Origin of the sequence: Pseudomonas sp. CCI3.1 (assembly GCF_034313985.1) — a bacterium.
Lineage (GTDB): Bacteria > Pseudomonadota > Gammaproteobacteria > Pseudomonadales > Pseudomonadaceae > Aquipseudomonas > Aquipseudomonas psychrophila.
The window spans coordinates 5,011,170-5,034,923 of sequence record NZ_JAVIWO010000001.1 but is presented as its reverse complement, the minus strand read 5'-3'; the positions used below and the strand labels follow the sequence as shown (position 1 = coordinate 5,034,923).

Genomic DNA, 23,754 nt, shown 5'->3' with positions numbered 1-23,754 from the left:
CTGCGTTCGGCGACGTAGTCGTCGTAAACCCTGAAAACCGGGTTTAACTGATACACCGCAGTATCAGATTTTACGAAGGCTGCGCCGCCGAACGCAGCCTTCGTTCCTCGGCAGCTGCCTTGCAGACACGTGGCCACACGACTGCAATGAATCTTAGAGCTTGGCAGCAGGTCGAGGGCTTTTGCCCTTGGTTTGCAGCAAGTGCGAGAACACCGCGTGCAGATCATCCGAGGCACTTTCTTCGTCGAGGTTGAGCTTACTGTCGATGTGGTCCATGTGATGCATCATCAAGTGCACGGCCTGGGCAGCATCACGGGCTTCAATGGCATCGATCAATTGCATGTGTTCGTCGTAGGAGCAGTGCGAGCGGTTGCCACTCTCGTACTGGGCAATGATCAACGAAGTCTGCGATACCAGGCTGCGCTGAAAGCTGATCAACGGCGCATTCTTGGCCGCTTCAGCCAGCTTCAGGTGGAACTCGCCAGACAAGCGGATCCCCGCACCACGATCGCCTCGTGAAAAGCTGTCGCGTTCGTCCTGCACCATTTTGCGCAGTTGCAACAAATCGTCTGCAGTCGCATGGACCACCGCCAATTCAGTAATGGCCTTTTCAACCAGCCGCCGGGCCAAAAATACCTGGCGCGCTTCTTCTACGCTCGGGCTTGCGACCACCGCTCCACGGTTGGGCCGCAGCAGCACGACCCCTTCATGAGCCAGGCGCGACAATGCACGACGAATGATGGTGCGGCTCACCCCGAAGATTTCGCCCAGTGCCTCTTCACTCAACTTTGTGCCAGGCGCCAGACGCTGTTCGAGGATCGCCTCAAAAATATGCGCATAGACGATATCGTCCTGGGTTCCACTACGGCCGGCCTTGCCTGAGCGGGATTGTTTCTTGAGAGGCTGCAACTGTTCGTTCATGGGTACTCGTGTGGGGAAGCGGCGGCGGATGAAGTTACGTTAATACGTAAACGGGCGTCGCTGACTGGGAATTAATGCAAAAAGCAAGGCGCATTGTACACAAGCCAGAGTGCCAGTACGACTGTACGGTCATTTACGACCCCGTCTGTATCGCAATGAAATGTGACATTTGCGTTTAGGCTTGCGCCTTGCTCGAACTCTTATCAAGAACAAGGAATAGCGTTCCATGACTGACGCCACGCAGCCGCGACTGCACCCTCTGGCAGACACCTCTCCCTCGGCTGTGGTCGCAGGGTTTATCGCCATGATGACCGGTTACACCAGCTCTCTGGTCCTCATGTTTCAGGCAGGCCAGGCAGCGGGACTCACCAGCGGGCAGATTTCGTCATGGATTTGGGCGCTATCGATCGGCATGGCAATTTGCAGCATAGGCCTGTCTTTGCGTTATCGCACCCCGATTACCATTGCCTGGTCCACACCGGGCGCTGCGCTGCTGATTACCAGTCTGGGCGGTGTCAGTTACCACGAAGCCATCGGTGCCTACATCACCTGTGCGGTGCTGGTCATTATCTGCGGCATGACCGGCAGCTTTGAACGCCTGGTCAAACGCATCCCCTCGTCACTGGCAGCCGCTTTGCTGGCAGGTATTTTGTTCAAGATCGGCAGCGAAATCTTCGTCGCAGCGCAGCACCGAACCGGCCTGGTCATTGGCATGTTTTTCACTTACCTGATAGTCAAACGCCTGTCGCCCCGCTATGCAGTGTTGGCGGCACTGGTGATTGGCACTCTGATCTCGGGCTTGCTAGGGCTCCTTGACTTCAGCGGTTTTGCGCTCGAAGTGGCCGTCCCGGTATGGACAACACCTTCGTTCTCACTGGCTGCGACCATCAGCATCGGTATCCCGCTGTTTGTCGTCGCCATGACGTCGCAAAATATGCCCGGCATCGCCGTTCTGCGAGCCGATGGCTATAACGTGCCCGCTTCACCGCTAATTACCACCACCGGTGTGGCCTCATTGCTGCTGGCACCTTTTGGCTCCCACGGGATTAACCTGGCTGCGATCAGTGCCGCAATCTGCACCGGCCCTCATGCTCACGAAGACCCTAAAAAGCGCTACACCGCAGCCATGTGGTGCGGGATTTTCTACGGCATCGCCGGCGTTTTTGGCGCGACACTCGCCGCGCTGTTCGCAGCCTTGCCCAAGGAGTTGGTGCTGTCGATTGCTGCGTTGGCCCTGTTCGGTTCAATCATCAATGGCTTGACCATTGCGATGAGTGAATCCAAGGAGCGTGAGGCGGCCCTGGTTACCTTTATGGTCACAGCATCGGGCATGACCCTGTTCTCGGTCGGCTCGGCTTTTTGGGGAATTGTCGCGGGGGTGCTGACCCTGATGATCCTGAACTGGAAAGCGCGCTAATAACACGCTATCAACCTGCGGACCGGGCATATCCTGGGTTCGCATTAAATCGCCAACGCACCGCCATCTATAGCCAACGAATGCCCCGTGGTGAACCCCGCGCCGTCCGAGCACAAGTACAGGACGGCACTGGCCACTTCCTCGACTTTACCGATACGCCCTACTGGATGAATGGCTGCGGCAAACTCGGCCTTGCGCGGATCGGCTTCATGGGCGCGCCGGAACATATCGGTATCAATCACCGCCGGGCACACCGCATTCACCCGAATATGCTTTTTCGCATATTCAATGGCGGCTGATTTTGTCAGCCCAATGACCGCATGTTTGGATGCCGAGTAGATGCTCATTTTTGGCGCAGCCCCCAGCCCGGCAACCGACGCTGTATTGACTATCGCCCCGCCACCCTGAGCCAGCATCAGCGGTAACTGATATTTCATGCATAACCAGACACCTTTGACGTTCACCCCCATGATCGCGTCGAACTCATCCATCGTGCCGTCAGCCAGGCGACCTTGCTCGATCTCGATCCCTGCATTATTGAAGGCATAATCCAGCCGACCGTAGTAGCTGATGACCTGCTCCATCAGCTGCTTGACCTGCTCCTCGACTGTGACATCGCAGCGTACAAATACAGCGCTGCCACCCACCGCCTTTATCTGCTCGACCGTGCATTCACCGCCTGTCACATCCAGATCGGCCACCACCACTTTCAAGCCTTCGCCGGCAAACGCCAAGGCCGTGGCACGACCTATACCAGCTCCTGCGCCCGTAACCACCGCTACTTGTCCGGTAAACGTCATGCCCATTATTTTTATCCTCTCAAGGGTGCACCTGCACTGTGAACCGTTCAAATGCAGTGATCGAGTTATTTATCCGAGTGATATAAGCCTGCCTATGAAGATCACCACCACTGATAAAAACCTATTCGTAAACCTGCATTCACTTGCCCTGAAGCTGAAGAAGGTCTATCAACAGACATCTATTTCAAAGGGGTTATTGCAATGACTGACCAGACAAACCGCCAATTTCTGCTCGCCAAACGTCCATTCGGTGCACCAACCCCTGACACATTTACGTTCCAGAGCGTTGCGGTAGTGCAACCAAAAGAAGGCCAGATCTTGGTCAAGAACGAATACCTGTCCCTCGACCCGGCCATGCGCGGCTGGATGAATGAAGGCAAATCCTATATTCCGCCCGTGGCTCTTGGTGAAGTCATGCGGGCCCTGGGTGTAGGTAAAGTCATTGCCTCCTCCCACCCTGGTTTTGCCGTTGGTGATTACGTCAACGGCGCCTTGGGCGTACAGGATTACTTCGTGGGTGAGCCACGCGGCTTCTATAAAGTAGACCCCAAACTGGTTCCACTGCCTGTGTACTTGTCCGCTTTGGGCATGACCGGCATGACGGCTTACTTTGCCCTGCTCGAAGTCGGTGCACCTAAAACGGGTGACACGGTGGTGATTTCTGGCGCAGCAGGCGCAGTCGGCAGCATTGCCGGTCAAATCGCCAAGCTTAAAGGCTGCCGTGTAGTCGGCATTGCAGGCGGGAAAGAGAAGTGCGCGTTGTTGACCCAAGAGTTGGGCTTTGACGGCGCGATCGACTACAAGAACGAAGATGTTATCGCGGGGCTTAAACGAGAATGCCCTAACGGCGTCGATGTATTTTTCGACAACGTCGGCGGCGATATTCTTGACGCCGTGCTGAGTCGCCTGAACTTCAAGGCTCGCGTCATCATTTGCGGTGCAATTAGTCAGTACAACAACAAGGAAGCTGTGAAAGGCCCGTCCAACTACTTGTCACTGCTGGTCAATCGCGCACGCATGGAAGGCTTTGTAGTGATGGACTACTCCGATCGCTATACAGCAGCCGGGCAGGAAATGGCGGGATGGCTGGCCAAAGGCCAACTAAAAAGCAAAGAACATATTGTTGAAGGGCTTGAAAGCTTTCCGCAAAGCCTGATGAAACTGTTTAGCGGAGAAAACTACGGCAAGCTGGTGTTGAAGATCTGAATCCAAAGTGTGCCTCGGGAGCTGGCTGACCAGCCCCCGAGCTACTCGTTAAGCCAGCTCGGCGACCACTGCAGCCAGTGCTTTGGCCGGATCAGCCGCCTGGCTGATTGGACGACCGATCACCAGGTAATCAGAGCCAGCATCCAGTGCCTGGCGCGGTGTCAGGATACGGCGCTGATCATCCTGAGCGCTGCCTGCGGGACGAATACCCGGGGTTACCAGTTGCAGAGTCGGGTGCGCAGTCTTCAGCGCTTGTGCCTCCAGAGCAGAACACACCAAACCATCCATCCCGGCCTTCTGCGCCAGGGCTGCCAGACGCAACACCTGTTCTTGAGGCTCGATATCCAGGCCAATGGCAGCAAGGTCCTCTCGCTCCATGCTGGTCAACACCGTTACGCCAATCAGCAGAGGCTGCGGGCCCGTTCGCTTGTCGAGCACCTCTCGGCAGGCAGCCATCATGCGCAAACCGCCCGAGCAGTGCACGTTAACCATCCAGACGCCCATTTCAGCAGCCGCTTTAACCGCCATTGCCGTGGTATTGGGGATGTCGTGAAACTTGAGATCCAGGAAAACCTCGAAACCCTTGTCACGCAGAGTCCCGACAATTTCCGAGGCGCAACTGGTGAAAAGCTCTTTGCCTACCTTGACGCGGCACAACTTTGGGTCCAATTGATCAGCCAGCTTCAGTGCGGCGTCACGCGTAGGGAAATCCAGGGCGACGATAATAGGAGTCTGGCAGTCGGACATTAGCGGGTTCTCAGGCTGGTCGAAATCGGCGCGCATTGTAGCGGAACCAGCCGCTAACCGGCACCCGATGATCGTAAATTCATGATTTTAGTCATTACCGGGGTAATAACGCGCGCTACTGTATAACCGGCCTACAATGGAACGAGTAGACACTTACCGACTCAATATCATAGACAGCTATCCACTGCGCAATCCTTGCCCAGTGAAGTTCCAACCAAGGAGAACACTATGCCCTGGTATGCCTGGTTAATACTGATTGTCGCCATCGGTGCCATCGTGGGCGGCCTGATGACGCTGCGTGACACCGCCAACAAAGTTGAACTGACCGACGAGCAACGCAAGCGCGTAGCTGAACGCAATGCAGAAATGGACGCCAAAGAATCGAAGGATCGATAAACACCTGATTCAGTCAGGGCCTGCATCACAAAGAGTGAGTTTCCAAGGGCAAAAACCTACGCACAATTACATGAATGCCCAATGCATCGCCTTTGAGCTCAACGCTATGATGGTCCATTGCATAAAGAGACACGTGTCATGCGCTACTCACAAGATCATAAAGCCCAAACCCATCAGCGCATCGTCAAAGAAGCATCCGGTCTCTTTCGCAGAGACGGCATTGGTGCAACGGGCCTGCAGCCCCTGATGAAATCCCTGGGCCTCACACACGGCGGTTTTTACGCCCATTTCTCATCCAAAAACGACTTGGTGGAAAAGGCATTGCAACACGCCGCTGGCCAGGTTGACGGTATCTGCGCCGAGCTGTTCAGCCAGCCACAACCCCTGCATGCGTTCATTGATGCCTATTTGTCAGAATGGCATCTGACCTCCCCTCAAGAAGGCTGTCCATTGCCGACCATGTCTGCAGAAATGGCACAACAGGGGCAGGCTAGCGCAACCACCGATTACGTGATCGATGCCAGACTCAAACAGATCCAGGCCACACTGCAAGGGCCAGACGCCGAAGACCAAAGTATTGTGATTTTCGCGACTCTGGTAGGAGCACTGGTTCTCGCGCGCGGGGCTGAGAACGCTGCGTTAAAGGAAAAGATCCTCGACGTGACGCGTAGCGCCTTGAAGCAATCAACGTCAGACACTTGAACACTTTCGTCAGAACAAAAAAAAGCCAGTCAGTGACTGGCTTTCTTCGTTCAACTGCCTGACTTACTTGACCGCCACCTTATTGCGATTCTTTTCAAAGATAGCTTTGCCTATGCCTTTGACTTCAAGCAACTCATCCGCGGACACGAACTCACCATTAGCTTCGCGATAAGCCACGATCGCCTTGGCTTTAACAGCGCCAACGCCAGAGAGCTCACGTTGAAGCGTTACCTCATCAGCGGTGTTGAGATTGATCGTCACCACCTGTGCGCCCGACTCGACTTGCGCAGCTGCAACCGGCTCAGTTGCTTCTACCGAGGGAGCAGCATGAATCACGCTCGAAAAACCCACCATCAACGCCAAAAAGATCGAAGAGATAAAAGCGATACGCATAAGTGACACTCCATTACAGCGTTAAGTTGAAAACAGCTCTCCTGAGCTGTATTCCAAACGTAGGCGATGTGAATCGAGTGTCAAAAATCAGTGCATTGCAGAGTATGTAGTCAAGTTAACTCACTGCGGCGCTGCTGATGAATCCAGTCCACAATTTCACCTTCTGGCGCATAGCCACTGACGGTCTCACGTAGCAACTGGCGAACCCGGACATAATCATCCTTATCAACCGCATCAAGCAGTTGGGACAACCGCTGCTTCAACTCATCCCACGGCAACATGTCCTCGTTAGCGCACATAATCATGGGATGCCGGGTCGCGACTACGTTGTCACCAATCAGTAACTCTTCGTAAAGCTTTTCGCCGGGGCGCAAGCCAGTGAACTCAATTTCTATGTCGCCATGCAGGTTTTTATCGGAGCGAACACTCAAGCCTGAGAGATGAATCATCTTCTCGGCCAACTCGACAATACGCACAGGTTCGCCCATGTCCAGGACAAATACATCGCCCCCCTGCCCCATTGAGCCAGCCTGGATCACCAGTTGCGCGGCCTCAGGAATAGTCATGAAGTAACGAGTAATCTTGGGGTGGGTCACTGTCAACGGGCCACCGGCCTTGATCTGCTTGTGGAAAAGCGGAATCACCGACCCGGAAGACCCCAGCACATTACCGAAACGAACCATAGTGAAGCGGGTCTTGTTAACCCGTGACACATTAGCGGCATCGTCAAACAATACCGGCGCAATCTCGCGACTGAGCGCCTGCAACGTCATCTCGGCCAAGCGCTTGGTACTGCCCATCACATTGGTCGGTCGCACGGCCTTGTCAGTGGAAATCAGCACAAAGTTCGCGACACCGGATTGCAGCGCCGCCTGGGCGGTGTTGAGCGTACCCATAACGTTATTGAGCACGCCTTCGGCAATATTGTGCTCAACCATGGGGACATGTTTATACGCGGCTGCGTGATACACCGTATCGACATGCCACGTCTTCATCACGTCCAGTAACTTATGTGAATTACGCACTGAACCCAAAATCGGTAGCACTTTCACTGAGAGGGACTCGCGACTAACTCGCTGGTCCAACTCGCCAAAAATGCTGTAAAGATTAAATTCACTGTGCTCGTACAAAAGCAACGTCGTCGGTTTCAGGGCCAGAATCTGACGGCACAACTCCGATCCAATGGAACCACCCGCCCCGGTTACCAGCACGCACTGACCTTTAATGCAGTGTTCCAGCAACTCACCTTGGGCCGGTACCGGATCGCGACCCAGCAGGTCAGCGATGTCCACTTCCTGAATGTCATCAACCTTGACCCGGCCACTGGCCAGATCCATAAAGCCGGGAACACTGCGAACGTGGAGCGGAAAACCCTCAAGCAAACCCAGAATTTCACGCCGCCGACCACGGGAAGATGAAGGAACAGCCAACAGAAGCTCCTGGGCTCCCGTACGATCAATCATCTGCTGAATGTGTTCTGGCTTGAAGACCTGCAAGCCCGAGATGATGCGATCAGAAATACCCTCATCATCATCAATGAACGCCACAGGCCGCATGGCCCGCCCCATTCGCAGGGCTGCAACCAGCTGATTACCGGCTGCACCGGCACCGTAAATCGCTACACGCGGCAGGCCATCGTCACGACTGGTGAATGGCACATGCTGAGCAGCCGAGAACCAGTCACCCAAAAAGTACTGACGCATAGCTAGGCGCAAACCACCGAGCATCACCAGACTCAGCCACCAGTAGTTAAAAATGATCGAGCGCGGGACGACATTGGCGGGGGTGCTGTACCAGTACATCACCACTGCCAAAACCAACGACGAAAGACTGACGGCTTTGATAATAGCGATCAGCGCATCGTTGCCGAAATACCGCATCACGGCGCGATACATACCAAAGCGAATAAAAAAGGGGATGGCAACTATTGGTGCGGCTACAAACAGCCAAAAGTGCAATATGACCGGGTTGATCATCTCGTCGATGCCAAGACGTACAACGAACGCAAGCCACAAGGCAATCCAAACGAGTACTACATCTGTGGTGACTTGAATTACGCGTTTTTGTCGCCGAGAAAGGTTGAGTAAGTACGCTCGAATTTTATCCATAAATCCCATGACACCTTTGTTGCTCTAAAAAACCATCAGCCCTTTGCGGCCCGGTACTCCGAACCAACACCGCAAGGTTACACCTCACGCCAACGAAGCTTGCTGAACAACCTCGCTGATTACTTTGCAGGTCAACTCGATTTCTTGCGAGGTCAATGTTGGATGAACCATAAACATCATACTCGTGTCACCCAGTTCTCTCGCATTAGCCAGACGCTGCACAGGACGCCAGTCAGTATTGTCGAAAGCTTTTTCCAGATAAACCTCTGAACATGAACCGGCAAAGGCGGGCACACCCCGAGCGGCAATTTCATTGAGAATCCGGTCTCGGGACCAGTCCGACTTGAGACAATGAGGGCGTACGAATACATAACATTTATAGGCTGCGTGGACCGCATCGTCAGGCAACACGGGAACGCGCAGTGCCGGAAGCTGCTGTGCAACTTTCCAGATAGCCTGGGCATTACTCAGACGAGCGCGGTGCCAATCCTGCATGCGACGCAACTGAATACGACCGATCACGGCCTGAACTTCAAGCATCCGCCAATTGGTACCAAAACTTTCATGCAGCCAGCGAAAGCCAGGAGCATGCTCACGCTCGTAGACAGCTTCCCAGCTCTTACCATGGTCTTTATAAGCCCACATATCGGCCCAGAGCTGACGATCGTTAGTGGTGACCATGCCGCCCTCACCGCCAGTGGTCATGATCTTGTCCTGACAGAATGACCAGGCGCCAATATGACCAATAGAACCGACGGGACGACCTTTATAGTGAGCACCGTGAGCCTGGGCACAGTCTTCAATTACTTTCAGGCCATACTCGTTGGCCAAGGCCATGATCGGGTCCATATCACATGGCCATCCCGCCAAATGAACGCAGATCAATGCCTTGGTACGAGGAGTCAAAACCGCCTGGATGGTTTGCGCTGAAAAATTCTGCGAATCCAGATCAACGTCAGCAAAAACGGGTATCGCACCTGCATTAACAATGCTCGAAACCGACGCGAGGAAAGTACGTGGCGTAACGATAACCTCATCCCCGGCACCTATTGCGAGTGCTTTCAATGCCAGATCAAGAGCCACGGTACCATTAGCCAGGGCAACGGCATAATCAGTGCCCGCCCATTCGGCGAACTCTTTTTCAAAAGATCGTGTCTCTTGGCCTGTCCAGTAATTGACCTTGTTAGACAAGATGACATCACGTGCGGCGTCTGCTTCTTCTTCCGTGAAAGAAGGCCAAGGAGAAAATGGGGTATTCAACACAATTCAGTTCCCATAATTTTTAATGTTATGAAAGTCAGCCCACGTCTGCCCGGGATGAAATAAACCAGCTACGAAGGAATACATTCTCGCGATTATTATTTTGACAAAGCTCTGGCAGGTACACCGACGACAGTCACACCATCAGTAATATTGTTGACCACTGCGGCTCCGGCACCAACCGTGACCTTGGCCCCTATGCTGATCTCTTGCCTGACGCAGGCACCAATTCCAATCCAGCTCATACGCCCAACCTGCACAGCCCCCGCAATTCTCGCGCCAGGACTGACATGAACACAGTCATCTAAAACACAATCATGATCAATACTGCAGCCCGTATTCAAGATAGCGCCATCGCCAATCTTAACACCGGCATTTACAACAACCCCTGCAAAAGCGACGACACCCGCTCCAAGAGTAGCGTATCGACTGATCGTTGCCGATGGATGGACCAAAGAGTCACAAACAATACCGCCCTTGCTCAACTCATCCATTTTTAAGCGTCGAATTTCATTATTACCGATAGCGACGATGACACCATCAAATTCATGGAAGCGTGCTAAAAGCGTCTGTGTATCACCAACGACAGCCCAATGACCCGCAAATTTAGTGGAGGGCCAGTTGTCATCAAAAAACTCTATGTCTGTCCAGCCGCAGCATTCGGCAGTATCAGCCACAACTCGCGAGTGACCTCCAGCTCCCAGGATTGCAAATTTTCTGGGGGGCTTCTCACCCAAAAACTTGGACATGGTTACCTCACCCTCTGCGCTTATTCCTTCACGCACAAAAACCTTTTTAAGGGTCAAGGCAATAATCTTGCAATCCAGCCAAAATGACTGATTTTCAACGTACCAAATGTCGTATTGAAATTTTTGTTCCCAGCTTATGGCATTACGACCGTTGACTTGTGCCCAGCCAGTAATACCGGGTTTTACATCATGACGACGGGCCTGGGCAGGACTATAAAGCGGGAGGTATTCCACCAATAAAGGTCTCGGTCCCACCAGACTCATGTCACCTTTCAATACGTTCCAAAGCCCTGGTAATTCGTCAAGACTGCTGGAACGTAAAAAACTACCCAACCGTGTCATTCGAGCGCTATCCGGCAGCGGGTTACCTGAGTGATCAAATGCATCACGCATGGTTCTGAATTTAATCATTTCGAACAGTTTGCCATTCAGACCTGGTCGTACCTGACGAAAAAGAACCGGGGATCCAAGATAGCGCCTAACTAACCAAGCAACCACAAGCAAGATGGGAAATAATAAAATCAATGCAACCATAGAAACAACAACGTCAAATAAACGCTTGAGCATATACCTCACCTGCACCATGTCTAACTCTCAGCCATCAATAGGGTGATCAAGAACAATATTCTATTTCTTAGCAAGAAAGTTAAAAGCCTTCGAAAACTTTAAGACCCCTTGGTCAAGCGATAAGTGTTTACGATAAAAATCATGCCCTTTTTGAGACATCAGTGCGAGTTCTTCAGCGCTGGAATTCAACAGTAATTCAACACCTGAGACGAGAGAATCTACATTCTCGGACTCAACGACTACGCCACAACCACTCTGTTTTACAAGTTCAGCAGCATCACCATCAACAGCCATCAATAATGGCCTGCCAACTGCCATATAAGCCTGCGTTTTAGAGGGAATAGTGATTTTGAATAAGGGGTCTTTTTTAAGGTGCACCAAAAGGGCATCGGCAGCTTTCAGATAGCCTCCGACTTCCGCCATCGGAACAGCAGGTAAGAAAGTAACGTTTGTGAGTGACTTCTCGATAGCGATTCTTTTTAGAGCATCAACTTCAACCCCCCCACCAAGAAATATGAATTCAACAGGCCTGCTACGCGATTGCAAGGTATACGCCGCTTCCAAGACGGCATCCAGTGCTTGAGCTTTGCCCATATTTCCAGCAAAGAGGATACGAAATCTGGCGTTATCAGAGAAACAAATAGGGGTTTCTGCACTGGCGGTGATTTGCTCTTCGGCGCACCAATTATAAATAACTTCAATCTTATCTTCTGGCACCCCCCGCTCAATCAAGACCTTTTTAAAACCAGGCGAAAGCACCACCAGCTTATCAACATGCCTATACACCCAATCACAAACTTTAGACACAACACCTAGTAGTTTGTCATTAGAGAACATACCGGTTGCTTTGAGTGTGTCCGGCCACATATCCTGAATATCGTACAGTACAGGTACACGACGAAAAAAACGGATAATCGAGGCTGCTATACCCACCGTCAGGGGTGGATGGTACGCATAAATAACATCTGGACGTTTCGCGAAGAACACACCATAAAAAAGACTGGCTGCAGCAAAGCTCACATAATTGAAAACTCGACCAATGCCGCTTTGTCCATGGCTAGGGTACAAAGGAAGCCGAGTTATTTTAACGCCATCAATGAATTCTCTTTGAAACAACTTCAGCTTAAATCCTGGATAGATTTTGCCACCAGGATAATTAGGAAATCCCGTTACCACCTCGACTTCAAATCCTTGCTTGACCAACGCCCTTGCAAAAACAAGTCCTTTGAATGTGGGTTCGGGATCAAACCATTGAGTCAACAGTAAAACACGGACTCCCATTTATTTAATACCTCTTCCAGACCACACGCATGACATAGTCGCGATAGCTGTGAATGATACGAACAATTTTTTCGGCGACATTTGGCATGCTGTAATCTTCTACCAGTCTAAACGACCGCGCTGCGCCACGTTGCTGGGTGCGCAGCAACTCCAATGCTTGCATAACCCGCTCAACCTCCAGGCCCACCATCATCACCGCAGCCTCCTCCATTCCTTCTGGCCGCTCATGAGCCTCACGCAAGTTCAGCGCCGGGAAATTGAGAATTGACGACTCTTCATTAATCGTGCCGCTATCGGACAAAGCCGCTTTAGAATCAAGTTGCAGTTTGTTGTAGTCTTTGAAGCCCAACGGTTTAAGCAAACGCACATTATTGTGAAATGTGACGCCCATGGCATCTACGCGTTTTTGAGTCCGAGGATGAGTAGAGACAATCACCGGATAATCATAATGCTCGGCTACTGTGTTCAAAACATCAACGAGCTTCAAAAAATTTTTATCAGAATCGATATTTTCTTCACGGTGCGCACTGACAACAAAAAACTTGCCTGCCTCAAGACCCAATCGCTCAAGTACATCAGAAGCATCAATACCTGGACGATAGTAATTCAGCACCTCAAACATTGGACTGCCGGTCTTTATTACCATATCTGGCGACAGGCCTTCACGGAGCAAATAGTCACGCGCAATCGTGCTGTAAGTCAGGTTGATATCAGCGGTGTGATCGACTATACGTCGATTAATTTCTTCAGGGACACGCATATCAAAGCAACGATTACCCGCCTCCATATGGAACGTAGGAATCTTACGACGCTTTGCTGGAATAACAGCCATACAGCTATTAGTATCGCCCAAAACCAGAAGTGCTTCGGGCTCAACTTCAGCCAGTACACGGTCAACGGCAATGATGACATTACCGATGGTTTCGGCACCCGTGCTACCTGCTGCGTTTAAAAAATAATCAGGTTTACGGATGCCGAGGTCATCAAAAAAAATCTGATTAAGTTCATAGTCGTAGTTTTGACCTGTATGAACCAGTATATGTTCACAGCTAACGTCCAATGCAGCCATCACTCTGGACAGGCGTATGATCTCAGGACGCGTACCGACAACAGTAACTACTTTCAATTTTTTCATGACAAACTCTGATTAAAATATATTTAGGCTTTGATACCAACAGGCATTGTGTAAGTGTCCGGGTGTTGACGATCAAATATTTCATTCGCCCAAAGCATGACCATCATTTCATCACTGCCAATATTGGTGACATCGTGAGTCCAGCCAGGAACAGTTTCAACAATCTCTGGCTTCTCACCGGAAGTGAACAATTCGTAGAATTCACCTGATACAACATGACGAAAGCGAAAACATGCATCGCCCTTGATAACCAAAAACTTTTCAGTTTTTGAGTGATGGTAATGTCCGCCTCGCGTGATACCTGGGTGAGCCGTAAAATAAGAAAATTGACCCGCGTCACGCGTTTTTAGCATCTCCACAAATACACCACGAGCATCTCCATATTTAGGAACCTCGTAGGTAAATTGCTGAGGAGGTAAATAGCTAAGGTACGTCGAATAAAGTGCTCGTGTCAGCCCTGCCCCTACTGCCTCCGTAATCAAACTATGGCGGCTATCACGAAATGCAACGAGCTGATCAGCCAACTGCCCAACCGTTATCGAATATGCAGGTTCAACTGCAACAAAAGGAGTGCCATGTTTTACTCCCTCCATAACGGCAATGAAATGAGCAATGACGTCGTCAATGTAGACTAGATTAATAACTGCATCAGGGTTGTTAATCTGAATTGGTAGATTGCGCGAAATATTGTGGCAAAAAGTGGCTACTGCCGAGTTGTAATTAGGCCGAGCCCATTTACCGAACACATTTGGCAAACGAAATAGATGTACCGGTATATTTTGTTTGTCAGAGAAATCCATGAGCGCATTTTCAGCTGCTAACTTACTGATGCCGTAGTCATTCTCGAGTTCTGCTTGGCTTGAAGACGTATAGAGAACGGGTATCTTCCGTCCGCTTGCAACTATTCCATCACACACGGCCTGTGTAAGATCCACATTGCCGGATTTATAATCATTGGGGTTTTCGGGTCGATTAACGCCTGCAAGGTGAAACACGAAGTCCGCTTGCAAAAGCATCTCCTTCAACGAGAACAAGTTGTCCTCCCGGGAGAAGCGTAAAACCTCTATATCCTTGCGTTCGCACAGCTGAACGTACAAATTTTGTGCAATAAATCCATTAGCCCCTGTGATAAGAACTTTCATAGCTTACTCCTCGGGCGCGACGTGTTCGCCACGTTGGATAGCCTGCATAAATGATAGCTTTAAAAGCAACCGCTGCATGCCATCGACATCAAGCCGTTCGGTATTATGAGAGTTGTAATCTTCCATTCTGGATATTTTTTCTTCGCCCTGCTCAACATATTTACTATAGTTCAGGTCCCGCAAATCCGGCGGCACCCGGAAGTACTGACCGCGGTCTTCAGCGCACGCCATTTCTTCTCGACTAAGAAGCGCTTCAAATAATTTTTCACCATGGCGAGTACCAATGACCTGGATAGGATGCTCTGGCATGCCCATCATAGTAATCAACGCGCGCGCCAAGGTTTCGACAGTGGCTGCCGGTGCCTTCTGAACAAACAAGTCACCGTTATTACCGTGTTCAAATGCGTACAAAACAAGATCAACCGCATCCGCCAAAGTCATCATGAAACGGGTCATATTTGGATCGGTAATCGACAGCGGTTTTCCCGCTCGAATTTGTTCAATAAAGAGGGGAATCACTGAACCCCGGGAAGCCATGACATTACCGTATCGAGTTCCACAAATGACCGTTTTGCTTTCATCGACATTTCTCGATTTGGCAACCATCACTTTTTCCATCATGGCCTTGGATATACCCATGGCGTTAATGGGATACACCGCTTTATCAGTGCTAAGACAAACCACACGCTTAACTTCATTTTGAATGGCAGCTTCAAGCACATTATCAGTGCCTATGACGTTGGTCTTGACCGCCTCCATGGGATGAAATTCACAAGAAGGTACTTGCTTCAGTGCCGCCGCATGGAAGATATAATCAACACCTCGAGTGGCATTCAACACACTTTGATAGTCGCGAACATCGCCAATATAAAATTTTAACTTGGCGTTATTGTAATGCTTGCGCATGTCATCTTGTTTTTTTTCATCACGGCTGAAAATTCTTATTTCAGCAATACCACTATCTAAAAAACGTTTGAGAACAGCATTACCGAATGACCCAGTGCCGCCACTGATTAATAATTTTTTTCCTGAAAAATTTTTCACAGCCTATCTTCCTAAAGGGATGCACTATTTTGAAACCATGCACTGCTTGTACGCAGTTATTGCGCTCAACTGATTCGCCCTGACACAGAGACAGGAACAATAAATTCAAAATAAGCATGATTTGAGTTTGATTTGAAAAGTATAGCGCCTTACCGGTATATTAAGTAATACTTGCAAAGCCGTCCCCGAAATACACAACATTGCTTACAAACAAGAGACCCTTATAAAAAAAGTACAAACCTGTTATAACAATACCTACATTAATTCCACGATCAACCTGAAGAGCATAAAATACAAAAATGAAATAACTAAAAATAACAATACGCTCCCCACCTATCAAATACGCACACAAGACCAATGGTAACGAAGCCAGCAAGGCTTCAAGTTTTTTGTCACCGGCATAGCATACGGTTAACAGCGTAAAGAAAAGAGGCTTCAATATTGCCCCGCCCCCTCCCCAAAGATCATAATAGACAAGAAACTTGGATAAGATATGCTCTCTCAATACGAACAACATTCCAAGCATCAACATTATCAAAAACATCAACGACACGAACCCGTAACCGATACGACCTTGAGAAAACTCGCTTAAGACCGTATTGAACCTCCTAACTTGGGCAGACAAAAGAATTATTAAAACTTGCACGTGTGACATAACTGAAACTGCTAAAAATAAAATCTTCCAAAGGCCGGAGGCACTATACGCAATCAAAAAAAACAACAACGACAACTTAAGTCGTTCCGCAGAAAAAGCAAGAACAATGAGGTAAAAATTAAAATACACCATGGGAAACAAAACACGACTCACGTCATGCCTTAGTAGCCATGAAAAAATTTGCTGAAATAGAACGAAATTCAACAATGAAAACAGTACATCTTTCTGTAGGACTGTCGAAAAAAGATAAGTCAACAAGAAATAACCTGCTTCACTTGTCCCCAGGGTCTTTTTATAGAAAACGAAACCCTCCACAAAGGACATATCAGAAACACCACTATAAAACTTCCTATAGAATTCCTGATCACCTGATGTAAAAAAAGGAAACATAAAAAGACTAAAAATTAAAACAGGTAAAGCCCAAGCAGCAGCCAAAGTTCCATGTGAAAAATATTTCATAGCACCACACATTACTGCTTATGATTATTAAACAAGCTGCAACCTTCTACTCTTTATGGTTATTTCAACGTCCCTTGCTCTCTACGTGTTGAAAACGTCTTATCATCGAAAACTGAATGTTTAATCGCACATATTAGAAAAGAAAATAACCCGACACTATTCACATAGCGCTGATCTTTAAATAATTTTAAATTCATATTTGAATTTTCTAGTGCAATAAACCCATCAACAGTTTGTTCGATACTAAAAGAAGTCGACTTGACTTTACATGCCATCGCTGCCGTTTCCCAACCTTCAGCACTAAGCATTAGCTGAATCAAAACATCCTTGATCGATCGAGTTATTTGGTTGGTGTCAAATTCATTATATGAAAGCCCCTTAATATCACTCAACAACCCATAGGTTATTGGTTGATCGGTCGACTCAATGCCAATGACCGCAGGTACACCCAAGGCAGCAGCCTCTAGAATAGCTGTACCGCTACCAACAAATGCCAATGCACCGTCTAGAACCCTCGGCATATCTTCGTATGCAATGCTTCCTTTAAACTGAACAGCGGACTCCAACTTTAAGTAGGACACCAGCTTTCGTAATTCAGGTTCATATTCACCCGTACCGTATATCTCGTATATTAAATCCGGACGGATCTTGCTCAGCTGAGGCAACAAAGAAATAATATGCCGGTTATATGATTTGAATGCATATAAATTCCCAATTGACACTAAACGATTAGAATCAGCCTTTCCTAATAACTTAACCTCTGCCCTTGGCATCTCTATGCCTATAGGAACAATGGTAGATTTTGAATAGTCATTGTCGAAAAACTTTTCATATGAAGAGCGATTTTTCTCGTTAAAAAAAACTATACTCTCTGGCGGAAGTAGCCCAAACAACATTTTTGCATTTTTTGCAAAATAATATGGAACGCCATCAAACATGACTTCATTCTGATGATAGATACCGAAAGATATTTTAAACTCAACGTTTAGAGCATCCAAACATCGCTTAACAAAAAGCAAACCGAAAACACCCATAACGTGCACATGCCCATTATAGATATTTACGAGATTTAAAATTTTCGAAAAATTCAGAGGAGCAAAAATACCCAGTGGAGAGTACATTAACGGCACGTAGACTTTATGTGCAATATCTTTTAGGTAGTAAACGTCTGCATACTGAGCAATACTTTTCTGTAGCCCATCATTCACTTTATCCATCAGAACTAAAACGCCAATCCTCCTGTTTCTTTTTTTAAATTCCCTTGCCACTCTCAAAATAAAAGTTGTTCCACCGTTAAGTTCTAAAACATTAGCTACTAGAAGCATTGACTTTCCTAGGCAAGGGTGAACCCTTCAGATAAATACCAAAGCACACTGTAGAGAGCGCAAAATAAATAATATATGAAACGGCATAAGCAATCATAACCGCCCTAATATCCCCATAGAGGTGCAACATCATCATTGAAAGCAACAAGAACAAACCATTCTGCACGAGTTCGGCCGCAATATAAATTTTTGTCGCTGCCTTGGCAACAGCCACAAAACCGATTACGTAGGATGAAACTCTAAAAAGATCACCGAGCAATTGAAAAATCACAACATCACCCAGCGAATTGAAACTATCTGCCAGGATGAGAGGAATTAGAAAGTTACGCCCCATATAGAATACAGCTGCACCAACACTGAACAACATCGCCATCAAAATTAAATACTTGAGCGTAATACGACCAATAGTTTTCCTATCATCAAGCCGTGAGATAGTAGGTACAAAATAGTACGCTAGAAAAACCGTAAAGAAGCCAAGATAAGCGCCTGAAAGTTTAATAGCGCCTTGCCAGATCCCCGCTGAGGTATACCCCGCCGAATCGATTAAAACATGCCTTATAATCATTTCCACCACAGGGAAAGTTAAGGCACTTGTCAACATCATCACCGTAAAGGCTGATAGACGTGTAAACTCGATTAATTTGAGTTTTCGTATTTTCACTTTTCCGAAAAAAGCTGACCTGCAATAAAAATAAAAAGCCGGCCCAAAGGTAATTACATACATAACGAGAACTGAAAGTATCGCACCAACTAAACCAAACTGAACCACAAGACTCCATATGATAGGAACAGCCAGGGCACTCCCTATAATTTGTATCTTAGAATAGACCTCTGTTTGCATCAGCCCATTACTAACGCCAATAACCAAATTTACAAAAGCAAACAAAGGTTGAATACATGCCAGTGCAATAATGACCCAATACATGCCGGGGTCATTGAAAACTACTACAGCTAAGGATTGGGAGAAAATTACGCCAAGACAAAGAAAAACACCACAAAAAACGGCGGAGTAGGTTGTCGCGGTAGACAAGAACCGCAAAAGTTGTTTCGGACAGGATGCATATTCTGCCACATACTTAATAACTGCGTTGGTAATCCCTCCTCCAGCGACCATATAAACCATGGTCGACATGCTCATAAATTGGCCCAACTGCCCCATGCCATCTGCGCCAAGATAGAAAGCTATTATTTTAATCAGCACTAATCCCATGACGATTCGGGACAAGTGAGCACAGCTTGTTAAAATGGCACCATTCAATACCTTCATGGGCGTTTAGATTTCAGCTAGCACAGTTGCAGCAGCACGAATTACCTGATTACGCTCTTCTGGCAACATACCACCCCACATCGGGAGCCTGACCAGCTTTTCACTTTCAGAGGTCGTGAACTTATCAACCCCTGACAAGGCAGCACACCGTTTACCACAAGGCGAAGAGTGCAGAGGTACATAGTGAAAAACCGTCATTACATTACGAGCTTTCATCCCCTCGATGAATTTCGTTCTTGCGCCTAGGTCCTTTAACTTTATGTAAAACATATGTGCATTATGTACACAGCTTTCCGGAACACTAGGTAGCTCTACCTTATCAATAAATCCCGCAAAGGCCTCATAGTATATTTTCCACGTCCGCAGCCTGTCTTCATTGACTTCTGTTGCGCATAATAGCTGCCCATACAGATACGCCGCTTGTAATTCAGAGGGCAAGTAACTACTTCCAATATCGACCCATGTATATTTATCGACCATCCCCCTCCAAAACTGCCCCCTATTCGTACCCTTTTCCCGTATTATTTCGGCCCTATTTACTAGCGATGTATCATTAATAATGAGCAAGCCACCCTCCCCTCCACTTGTATAATTTTTAGTCTCGTGAAAGCTGTAGGTTCCCAAGTGACCAATGGTTCCAAGTGGCTTCCCCTTATAGGTCGACATCATCCCCTGTGCCGCATCTTCAATTACATAAAGCCCATGACGAGTTGCGATAGCCATTATCGCGTCCATCTCACACCCAACACCTGCATAATGAACTGGAACAATAGCTCTGGTTTTATCTGTGACGGCCGCTTCAATCAAGGTTTCATCTATATTCATAGTATCTGGCCTGACATCGACGAATATGACCTTAGCACCACGCATAATAAACGCATTCGCCGTGCTGACGAATGTATAACTTGGCATAATGACTTCGTCGCCAGGTTGAATATTAATAAGAATGGCAGCCATTTCCAGAGCGTGTGTGCACGAAGGCGTCAAGAGCGCTTTCGCGCAGCCCAGATGCTCTTCGAACCATCGATGGCAAAGTTGACCAAATTCGCCATCGCCAGACATTTTAGCGCTACGCATAGCGGCAGTAACGTATTTATCTTCATTACCAGTATAAAGAGGTCTATTAAACGGGATCATTATTTTGCTCTTTTAGAAATTCAACTTCTAACAATAAAAGATCTTTTTTTCGCTCTTTTATTCGCTTGGCCGGCACACCTGTATATATCCCCCATACGTCAGTGCTCTTGGTGACTAATGCCATGGCACCTACAGAACACCCTTCTGCAATGGTAACGCCAGGAAGGATAGTTGAACCCGCACCAACGATCACATGACGCTGCAACAAAACAGCTGAGAACTTCTCATTTTTATATTTCTTGGGGATTAAAGAATTAGTTAACGTTTCGCCTGTATAATCATCTGACTGAGAGAATATTTTCACACCATAGGCCAAGGTGCAGAAATCCTCAAAAATAATGCCTGCCACCCCACCCGCGACCAAACACATAGGGGTGATGTGATTATACTTTCCAATTTTAACCTTTCCAGAAATCACACAAAAATCATCAATCCGGGAAAAATCACCGATTTCAATCTCGCAAGCATTATAGATACTTGCCTTATCACTGATTTTTACGCCCTGCCCTAGACTTTTGAATCCAGATGAGTGGAGTTGCTCTTCCGTCAGGTATGACATTCATTCACCCTATGTGCCAAGAGAACCTTGGAGGCTACCGCTCGATAACTGTGCTCAGATTCAAACAGGTGCGATATTATACCTTACAAGCACTAATTATCATTCACCTACAAGCACAGCCACACAATCAATCATCGCAATGATCTTATTTTAAATGACGGACTCAAGAGTTAACGCTTGAGAATCTTTGTCGCTAATCTTAAATCCACCTAAATCCGGCCATTTAATGTTCAAAGCGGGATCACTCCACAAAATGGTTCGCTCGGAATCCTTGTGATAATAATCCGTAGTCTTATACAAAAAATGTGTATCGTTTTCTAGTGCCACGAACCCATGCGCAAAACCTTCTGGAATCCATAACATCAAATTATTGCTACAATTCAACTCAATTCCGAACCACTGCAGGTAGGTTTTCGATGACTTTCTTATGTCGACAACCACATCGTATGCAGCGCCTCTTACGACCCGCACTAACTTCCCTTGCGCATACGGCGCTGCTTGAAAATGCAACCCCCTCAAGACAGATTTAGATGAGCACGAGTGATTATCCTGTACAAAAGCTTTAGGCATGGAAAGATTCAAAGACTCTAAACTTTTATAGAAATCTCTTTCGTTAAAGGTTTCCATAAACCAACCCCGTGAATCCTTGAAAATAACAGGTTCTATGACCAGCACATCCGGAATATTGGTTCTCGTGATTTTCATCTTTATTTAGCTTCCAAGAACATATTCAACAGATACCGTCCATATCCTGTCTTTTCAAATTTCTTTCCCTGAAACTCTAGCATTTCGGGTGTTATCCACCCCTTATTGAAAGCAATTTCCTCCAAACAAGCCACTTTCAAGCCCTGACGCTGTTCGATGGTATGCACGAAGTGACTGGCCTCCAGCAAAGACTCATGAGTACCGGTATCCAGCCATGCGAAACCACGTCCCAGCATTTCAACCGTCAGACTGTTTTGCTCAAGATAAGCGCGATTGACGTCAGTAATTTCAAGCTCTCCCCGCGAAGATGGCTTGATATTTTTTGCAATTTCCACCACTTGATTATCGTAGAAATACAACCCTGTCACCGCGTAGTTGGACTTGGGTTTTGCTGGCTTTTCTTCAATGCTCAGTGCACGGCCTGTGCCATCAAACTCAACAACACCAAAACGCTCCGGGTCCGAAACATGGTAGCCAAAGACGGTGGCACCTGTTTCCTGGGACATAGCGGAGCGCAGGTTGCCAGAAAAATTCTGGCCGTAAAATATGTTGTCGCCGAGGATCAAGCAGACCGGATCTTTGCCAATGAACTCTTCGCCAATGATAAAGGCTTGTGCCAATCCATCGGGGCTAGGCTGCTCGGCGTAGCTCAGTTCAATACCGTATTGACTACCGTCACCCAGCAGTTTTTTGAAGCAAGGTAAATCTTCTGGTGTTGAGATGATCAAGATTTCTTGCATACCCGCCAGCATCAGTACTGACAGCGGATAGAAGATCATTGGCTTGTCATAAATCGGCAGCATCTGCTTGGACACACCCAGCGTGAGTGGATGCAGACGCGTACCTGAACCGCCAGCGAGGATGATGCCTTTGCGTTTGAGGGAGGTCATTGTTAAAGCACTTCCTTAACTATTGGGGTGCATCGCCTGTCATTCATACAGGTGATGACTGAATTCGATTTTTTACAAAACACGCTACCGCCCCAGGATTCATCGTCAATTTCCTGAGAACGCGTTCTGTTTTTTTGCCCCGGCCATGACCAGAGTTTTTTATTTAACGGTTAGTGATACTCGCCAAAGGCAAACTGATCTGTTGCTGACGATTCATTAAATTGATAAGCAAAATAACTCTTTCTTCGCCATCCATAGTCATGAATATGGATTCAATGCCTGCAAAGCCTTGATCAAGAATGGTGACTTTTTCACCGGGCTTAAACGCGGTGATGATGTGGCTGTCTGCACGATCTTGTAGTTGCGCTACCAACTCATGACTGACAGCCAGGGGGCGGCCGCCAAAGGCGACAACGCGCGCTACGCCGCGCGTAGAACGCAAGGGAGCCCAGTTGGCACCTTGAGGCATGTGAATAAAAAGATAACCCGGAAAGAGGGATTCCTGGACGTGCTGCATCTGGCCGCGTACCCGTCGTTCGCGTCGGCAGGCGGGACGTGAGCACTCATAGCCCTGTCGCAGAAGGTTTTCCTCTGCACGCTCGTCCTGCCTGGGCTTGCATTGCACCAGATACCAGTCGCCGGGCCCGGATGCGACGGGGTCCTGGGTTACTGCGCTGCTTGTCATGTGCATGGGTCATTCATTAATAGGTTCTTCCGTGTTTACCATCGTGCAGCGCATGCGCCAATGGCCGCAATTGGGTTCTGATCATCGCTACGAGGTTGATTCGCAGCAGGGCCATTAGCCCGCAGTGGCTTATACATCGTCGTATTTTTTGTACAATCTATACAGCCCTGCTAGCTCTGTAGCTAAAAATCGTTTTGCTTCTCT

The 23,754-nt window shown here is 48.2% G+C and carries 22 protein-coding genes and 2 pseudogenes; 4 read left to right on the top strand and 20 right to left on the bottom strand.

The window, feature by feature from the left end:
* Positions 1-153: 153 nt before the first annotated feature.
* A complete protein-coding gene (locus tag RGV06_RS23135) occupies positions 154-921 on the bottom strand; it encodes a GntR family transcriptional regulator (protein ID WP_019826729.1) in 768 nt (255 codons plus the stop codon).
* 226 nt (positions 922-1,147) lie between these two features.
* On the opposite strand from RGV06_RS23135, the gene RGV06_RS23130 reads away from it, so the two are divergent.
* Positions 1,148-2,338: a benzoate/H(+) symporter BenE family transporter gene (locus RGV06_RS23130; protein WP_046809973.1), complete on the top strand. Its 1,191-nt coding sequence runs from the start codon at positions 1,148-1,150 to the stop codon at positions 2,336-2,338.
* Between the two features lie 44 nt (positions 2,339-2,382).
* On the opposite strand, the gene RGV06_RS23125 is transcribed toward RGV06_RS23130, so the two are convergent.
* Positions 2,383-3,144, bottom strand: coding sequence for an SDR family oxidoreductase (locus RGV06_RS23125; protein WP_019826732.1), 762 nt, complete (start codon positions 3,142-3,144; stop codon positions 2,383-2,385).
* Positions 3,145-3,339: 195 nt separating this feature from the next.
* On the opposite strand from RGV06_RS23125, the gene RGV06_RS23120 reads away from it, so the two are divergent.
* A complete protein-coding gene (locus RGV06_RS23120) occupies positions 3,340-4,344 on the top strand; it encodes an NADP-dependent oxidoreductase (protein ID WP_019826733.1) in 1,005 nt (334 codons plus the stop codon).
* A gap of 48 nt (positions 4,345-4,392) precedes the next feature.
* On the opposite strand, the gene pyrF is transcribed toward RGV06_RS23120, so the two are convergent.
* The gene (gene pyrF / locus RGV06_RS23115) at positions 4,393-5,091 is read right to left on the bottom strand and encodes an orotidine-5'-phosphate decarboxylase (RefSeq protein WP_162207968.1); all 699 of its coding nucleotides are present in this window, start codon (positions 5,089-5,091) and stop codon (positions 4,393-4,395) included.
* A gap of 228 nt (positions 5,092-5,319) precedes the next feature.
* Here pyrF and RGV06_RS23110 point away from each other — a divergent pair, with 228 nt between their 5' ends.
* Positions 5,320-5,487: a DUF2897 family protein gene (locus RGV06_RS23110; RefSeq protein WP_019826736.1), complete on the top strand. Its 168-nt coding sequence runs from the start codon at positions 5,320-5,322 to the stop codon at positions 5,485-5,487.
* A gap of 138 nt (positions 5,488-5,625) precedes the next feature.
* A complete protein-coding gene (locus RGV06_RS23105; protein ID WP_322151545.1) occupies positions 5,626-6,189 on the top strand; it encodes a TetR/AcrR family transcriptional regulator in 564 nt (187 codons plus the stop codon).
* Positions 6,190-6,252: 63 nt separating this feature from the next.
* Here RGV06_RS23105 and RGV06_RS23100 read toward each other — a convergent pair whose 3' ends face one another.
* From RGV06_RS23100 to rfaH, 17 genes and pseudogenes are all read right to left on the bottom strand, one after another.
* Positions 6,253-6,582 carry a ComEA family DNA-binding protein gene (locus RGV06_RS23100; protein ID WP_019826739.1) on the bottom strand — a complete coding sequence of 110 codons (330 nt, stop codon included), beginning with the start codon at positions 6,580-6,582 and terminating at the stop codon, positions 6,253-6,255.
* 110 nt (positions 6,583-6,692) lie between these two features.
* Positions 6,693-8,690: a polysaccharide biosynthesis protein gene (locus tag RGV06_RS23095; RefSeq protein WP_322151544.1), complete on the bottom strand. Its 1,998-nt coding sequence runs from the start codon at positions 8,688-8,690 to the stop codon at positions 6,693-6,695.
* A gap of 84 nt (positions 8,691-8,774) precedes the next feature.
* Positions 8,775-9,953, bottom strand: coding sequence for a DegT/DnrJ/EryC1/StrS family aminotransferase (locus tag RGV06_RS23090; protein ID WP_019826743.1), 1,179 nt, complete (start codon positions 9,951-9,953; stop codon positions 8,775-8,777).
* A gap of 95 nt (positions 9,954-10,048) precedes the next feature.
* Positions 10,049-10,654 (bottom strand): annotated as a pseudogene (locus RGV06_RS23085) (acetyltransferase); the annotation flags it as partial.
* A gap of 21 nt (positions 10,655-10,675) precedes the next feature.
* Positions 10,676-11,266, bottom strand: a pseudogene (locus tag RGV06_RS23080) (sugar transferase); the annotation flags it as partial.
* Between the two features lie 60 nt (positions 11,267-11,326).
* Entirely contained in the window at positions 11,327-12,547 is a 1,221-nt protein-coding gene (locus RGV06_RS23075) for a glycosyltransferase family 4 protein (protein WP_322151543.1), read from the bottom strand.
* A gap of 4 nt (positions 12,548-12,551) precedes the next feature.
* A complete protein-coding gene (gene wecB / locus RGV06_RS23070; protein ID WP_322151542.1) occupies positions 12,552-13,682 on the bottom strand; it encodes a non-hydrolyzing UDP-N-acetylglucosamine 2-epimerase in 1,131 nt (376 codons plus the stop codon).
* A 23-nt stretch (positions 13,683-13,705) separates the two neighbouring features.
* Positions 13,706-14,824 (bottom strand): UDP-2-acetamido-2,6-beta-L-arabino-hexul-4-ose reductase, encoded by a 1,119-nt coding sequence (gene wbjC / locus RGV06_RS23065; protein ID WP_322151541.1) that lies wholly within the window; start codon positions 14,822-14,824, stop codon positions 13,706-13,708.
* A gap of 3 nt (positions 14,825-14,827) precedes the next feature.
* Positions 14,828-15,868, bottom strand: coding sequence for a polysaccharide biosynthesis protein (locus RGV06_RS23060; RefSeq protein ID WP_019826754.1), 1,041 nt, complete (start codon positions 15,866-15,868; stop codon positions 14,828-14,830).
* 160 nt (positions 15,869-16,028) lie between these two features.
* The gene (locus tag RGV06_RS23055) at positions 16,029-16,982 is read right to left on the bottom strand and encodes a hypothetical protein (RefSeq protein WP_322151540.1); all 954 of its coding nucleotides are present in this window, start codon (positions 16,980-16,982) and stop codon (positions 16,029-16,031) included.
* A 59-nt stretch (positions 16,983-17,041) separates the two neighbouring features.
* Complete coding sequence (locus RGV06_RS23050; protein WP_322151539.1) at positions 17,042-18,307, bottom strand: glycosyltransferase family 4 protein; 1,266 nt, start codon at positions 18,305-18,307, stop codon at positions 17,042-17,044.
* Positions 18,291-19,574: an O-antigen translocase gene (locus RGV06_RS23045; protein ID WP_322151538.1), complete on the bottom strand. Its 1,284-nt coding sequence runs from the start codon at positions 19,572-19,574 to the stop codon at positions 18,291-18,293. Before RGV06_RS23045 ends, RGV06_RS23050 begins: the two co-directional genes overlap by 17 nt.
* A 6-nt stretch (positions 19,575-19,580) precedes the next feature.
* Positions 19,581-20,711: a dTDP-4-amino-4,6-dideoxygalactose transaminase gene (gene rffA, locus RGV06_RS23040; RefSeq protein ID WP_019826762.1), complete on the bottom strand. Its 1,131-nt coding sequence runs from the start codon at positions 20,709-20,711 to the stop codon at positions 19,581-19,583.
* The gene (locus RGV06_RS23035; RefSeq protein WP_019826764.1) at positions 20,698-21,270 is read right to left on the bottom strand and encodes an acyltransferase; all 573 of its coding nucleotides are present in this window, start codon (positions 21,268-21,270) and stop codon (positions 20,698-20,700) included. The genes rffA and RGV06_RS23035 overlap by 14 nt, the downstream gene beginning before the upstream one ends.
* A 150-nt stretch (positions 21,271-21,420) precedes the next feature.
* Complete coding sequence (rfbC, locus tag RGV06_RS23030; RefSeq protein WP_019826766.1) at positions 21,421-21,975, bottom strand: dTDP-4-dehydrorhamnose 3,5-epimerase; 555 nt, start codon at positions 21,973-21,975, stop codon at positions 21,421-21,423.
* A 2-nt stretch (positions 21,976-21,977) separates the two neighbouring features.
* Positions 21,978-22,865 carry a glucose-1-phosphate thymidylyltransferase RfbA gene (gene rfbA / locus RGV06_RS23025; RefSeq protein ID WP_019826767.1) on the bottom strand — a complete coding sequence of 296 codons (888 nt, stop codon included), beginning with the start codon at positions 22,863-22,865 and terminating at the stop codon, positions 21,978-21,980.
* 163 nt (positions 22,866-23,028) lie between these two features.
* The gene (gene rfaH, locus RGV06_RS23020; protein WP_416194585.1) at positions 23,029-23,550 is read right to left on the bottom strand and encodes a transcription/translation regulatory transformer protein RfaH; all 522 of its coding nucleotides are present in this window, start codon (positions 23,548-23,550) and stop codon (positions 23,029-23,031) included.
* Between the last annotated feature and the right edge of the window lie 204 nt (positions 23,551-23,754).

Coding starts and splice junctions, on each gene's coding strand:
- rfaH (WP_416194585.1), bottom strand. CDS start 23,550: ATGACAAGCAGCGCAGTAACCCAGGACCCCGTCGCATCCGGGCCCGGC.
- RGV06_RS23035 (WP_019826764.1), bottom strand. CDS start 21,270: ATGTCATACCTGACGGAAGAGCAACTCCACTCATCTGGATTCAAAAGT.
- RGV06_RS23105 (WP_322151545.1), top strand. CDS start 5,626: ATGCGCTACTCACAAGATCATAAAGCCCAAACCCATCAGCGCATCGTC.
- rffA (WP_019826762.1), bottom strand. CDS start 20,711: ATGATCCCGTTTAATAGACCTCTTTATACTGGTAATGAAGATAAATAC.
- RGV06_RS23100 (WP_019826739.1), bottom strand. CDS start 6,582: ATGCGTATCGCTTTTATCTCTTCGATCTTTTTGGCGTTGATGGTGGGT.
- RGV06_RS23055 (WP_322151540.1), bottom strand. CDS start 16,982: ATGAAATATTTTTCACATGGAACTTTGGCTGCTGCTTGGGCTTTACCT.
- pyrF (WP_162207968.1), bottom strand. CDS start 5,091: ATGTCCGACTGCCAGACTCCTATTATCGTCGCCCTGGATTTCCCTACG.
- RGV06_RS23095 (WP_322151544.1), bottom strand. CDS start 8,690: ATGGATAAAATTCGAGCGTACTTACTCAACCTTTCTCGGCGACAAAAA.
- RGV06_RS23135 (WP_019826729.1), bottom strand. CDS start 921: ATGAACGAACAGTTGCAGCCTCTCAAGAAACAATCCCGCTCAGGCAAG.
- rfbA (WP_019826767.1), bottom strand. CDS start 22,865: ATGACCTCCCTCAAACGCAAAGGCATCATCCTCGCTGGCGGTTCAGGT.
- RGV06_RS23120 (WP_019826733.1), top strand. CDS start 3,340: ATGACTGACCAGACAAACCGCCAATTTCTGCTCGCCAAACGTCCATTC.
- RGV06_RS23110 (WP_019826736.1), top strand. CDS start 5,320: ATGCCCTGGTATGCCTGGTTAATACTGATTGTCGCCATCGGTGCCATC.
- RGV06_RS23045 (WP_322151538.1), bottom strand. CDS start 19,574: ATGAAGGTATTGAATGGTGCCATTTTAACAAGCTGTGCTCACTTGTCC.
- RGV06_RS23075 (WP_322151543.1), bottom strand. CDS start 12,547: ATGGGAGTCCGTGTTTTACTGTTGACTCAATGGTTTGATCCCGAACCC.
- wbjC (WP_322151541.1), bottom strand. CDS start 14,824: ATGAAAGTTCTTATCACAGGGGCTAATGGATTTATTGCACAAAATTTG.
- wecB (WP_322151542.1), bottom strand. CDS start 13,682: ATGAAAAAATTGAAAGTAGTTACTGTTGTCGGTACGCGTCCTGAGATC.
- rfbC (WP_019826766.1), bottom strand. CDS start 21,975: ATGAAAATCACGAGAACCAATATTCCGGATGTGCTGGTCATAGAACCT.
- RGV06_RS23130 (WP_046809973.1), top strand. CDS start 1,148: ATGACTGACGCCACGCAGCCGCGACTGCACCCTCTGGCAGACACCTCT.
- RGV06_RS23125 (WP_019826732.1), bottom strand. CDS start 3,144: ATGGGCATGACGTTTACCGGACAAGTAGCGGTGGTTACGGGCGCAGGA.
- RGV06_RS23050 (WP_322151539.1), bottom strand. CDS start 18,307: ATGCTTCTAGTAGCTAATGTTTTAGAACTTAACGGTGGAACAACTTTT.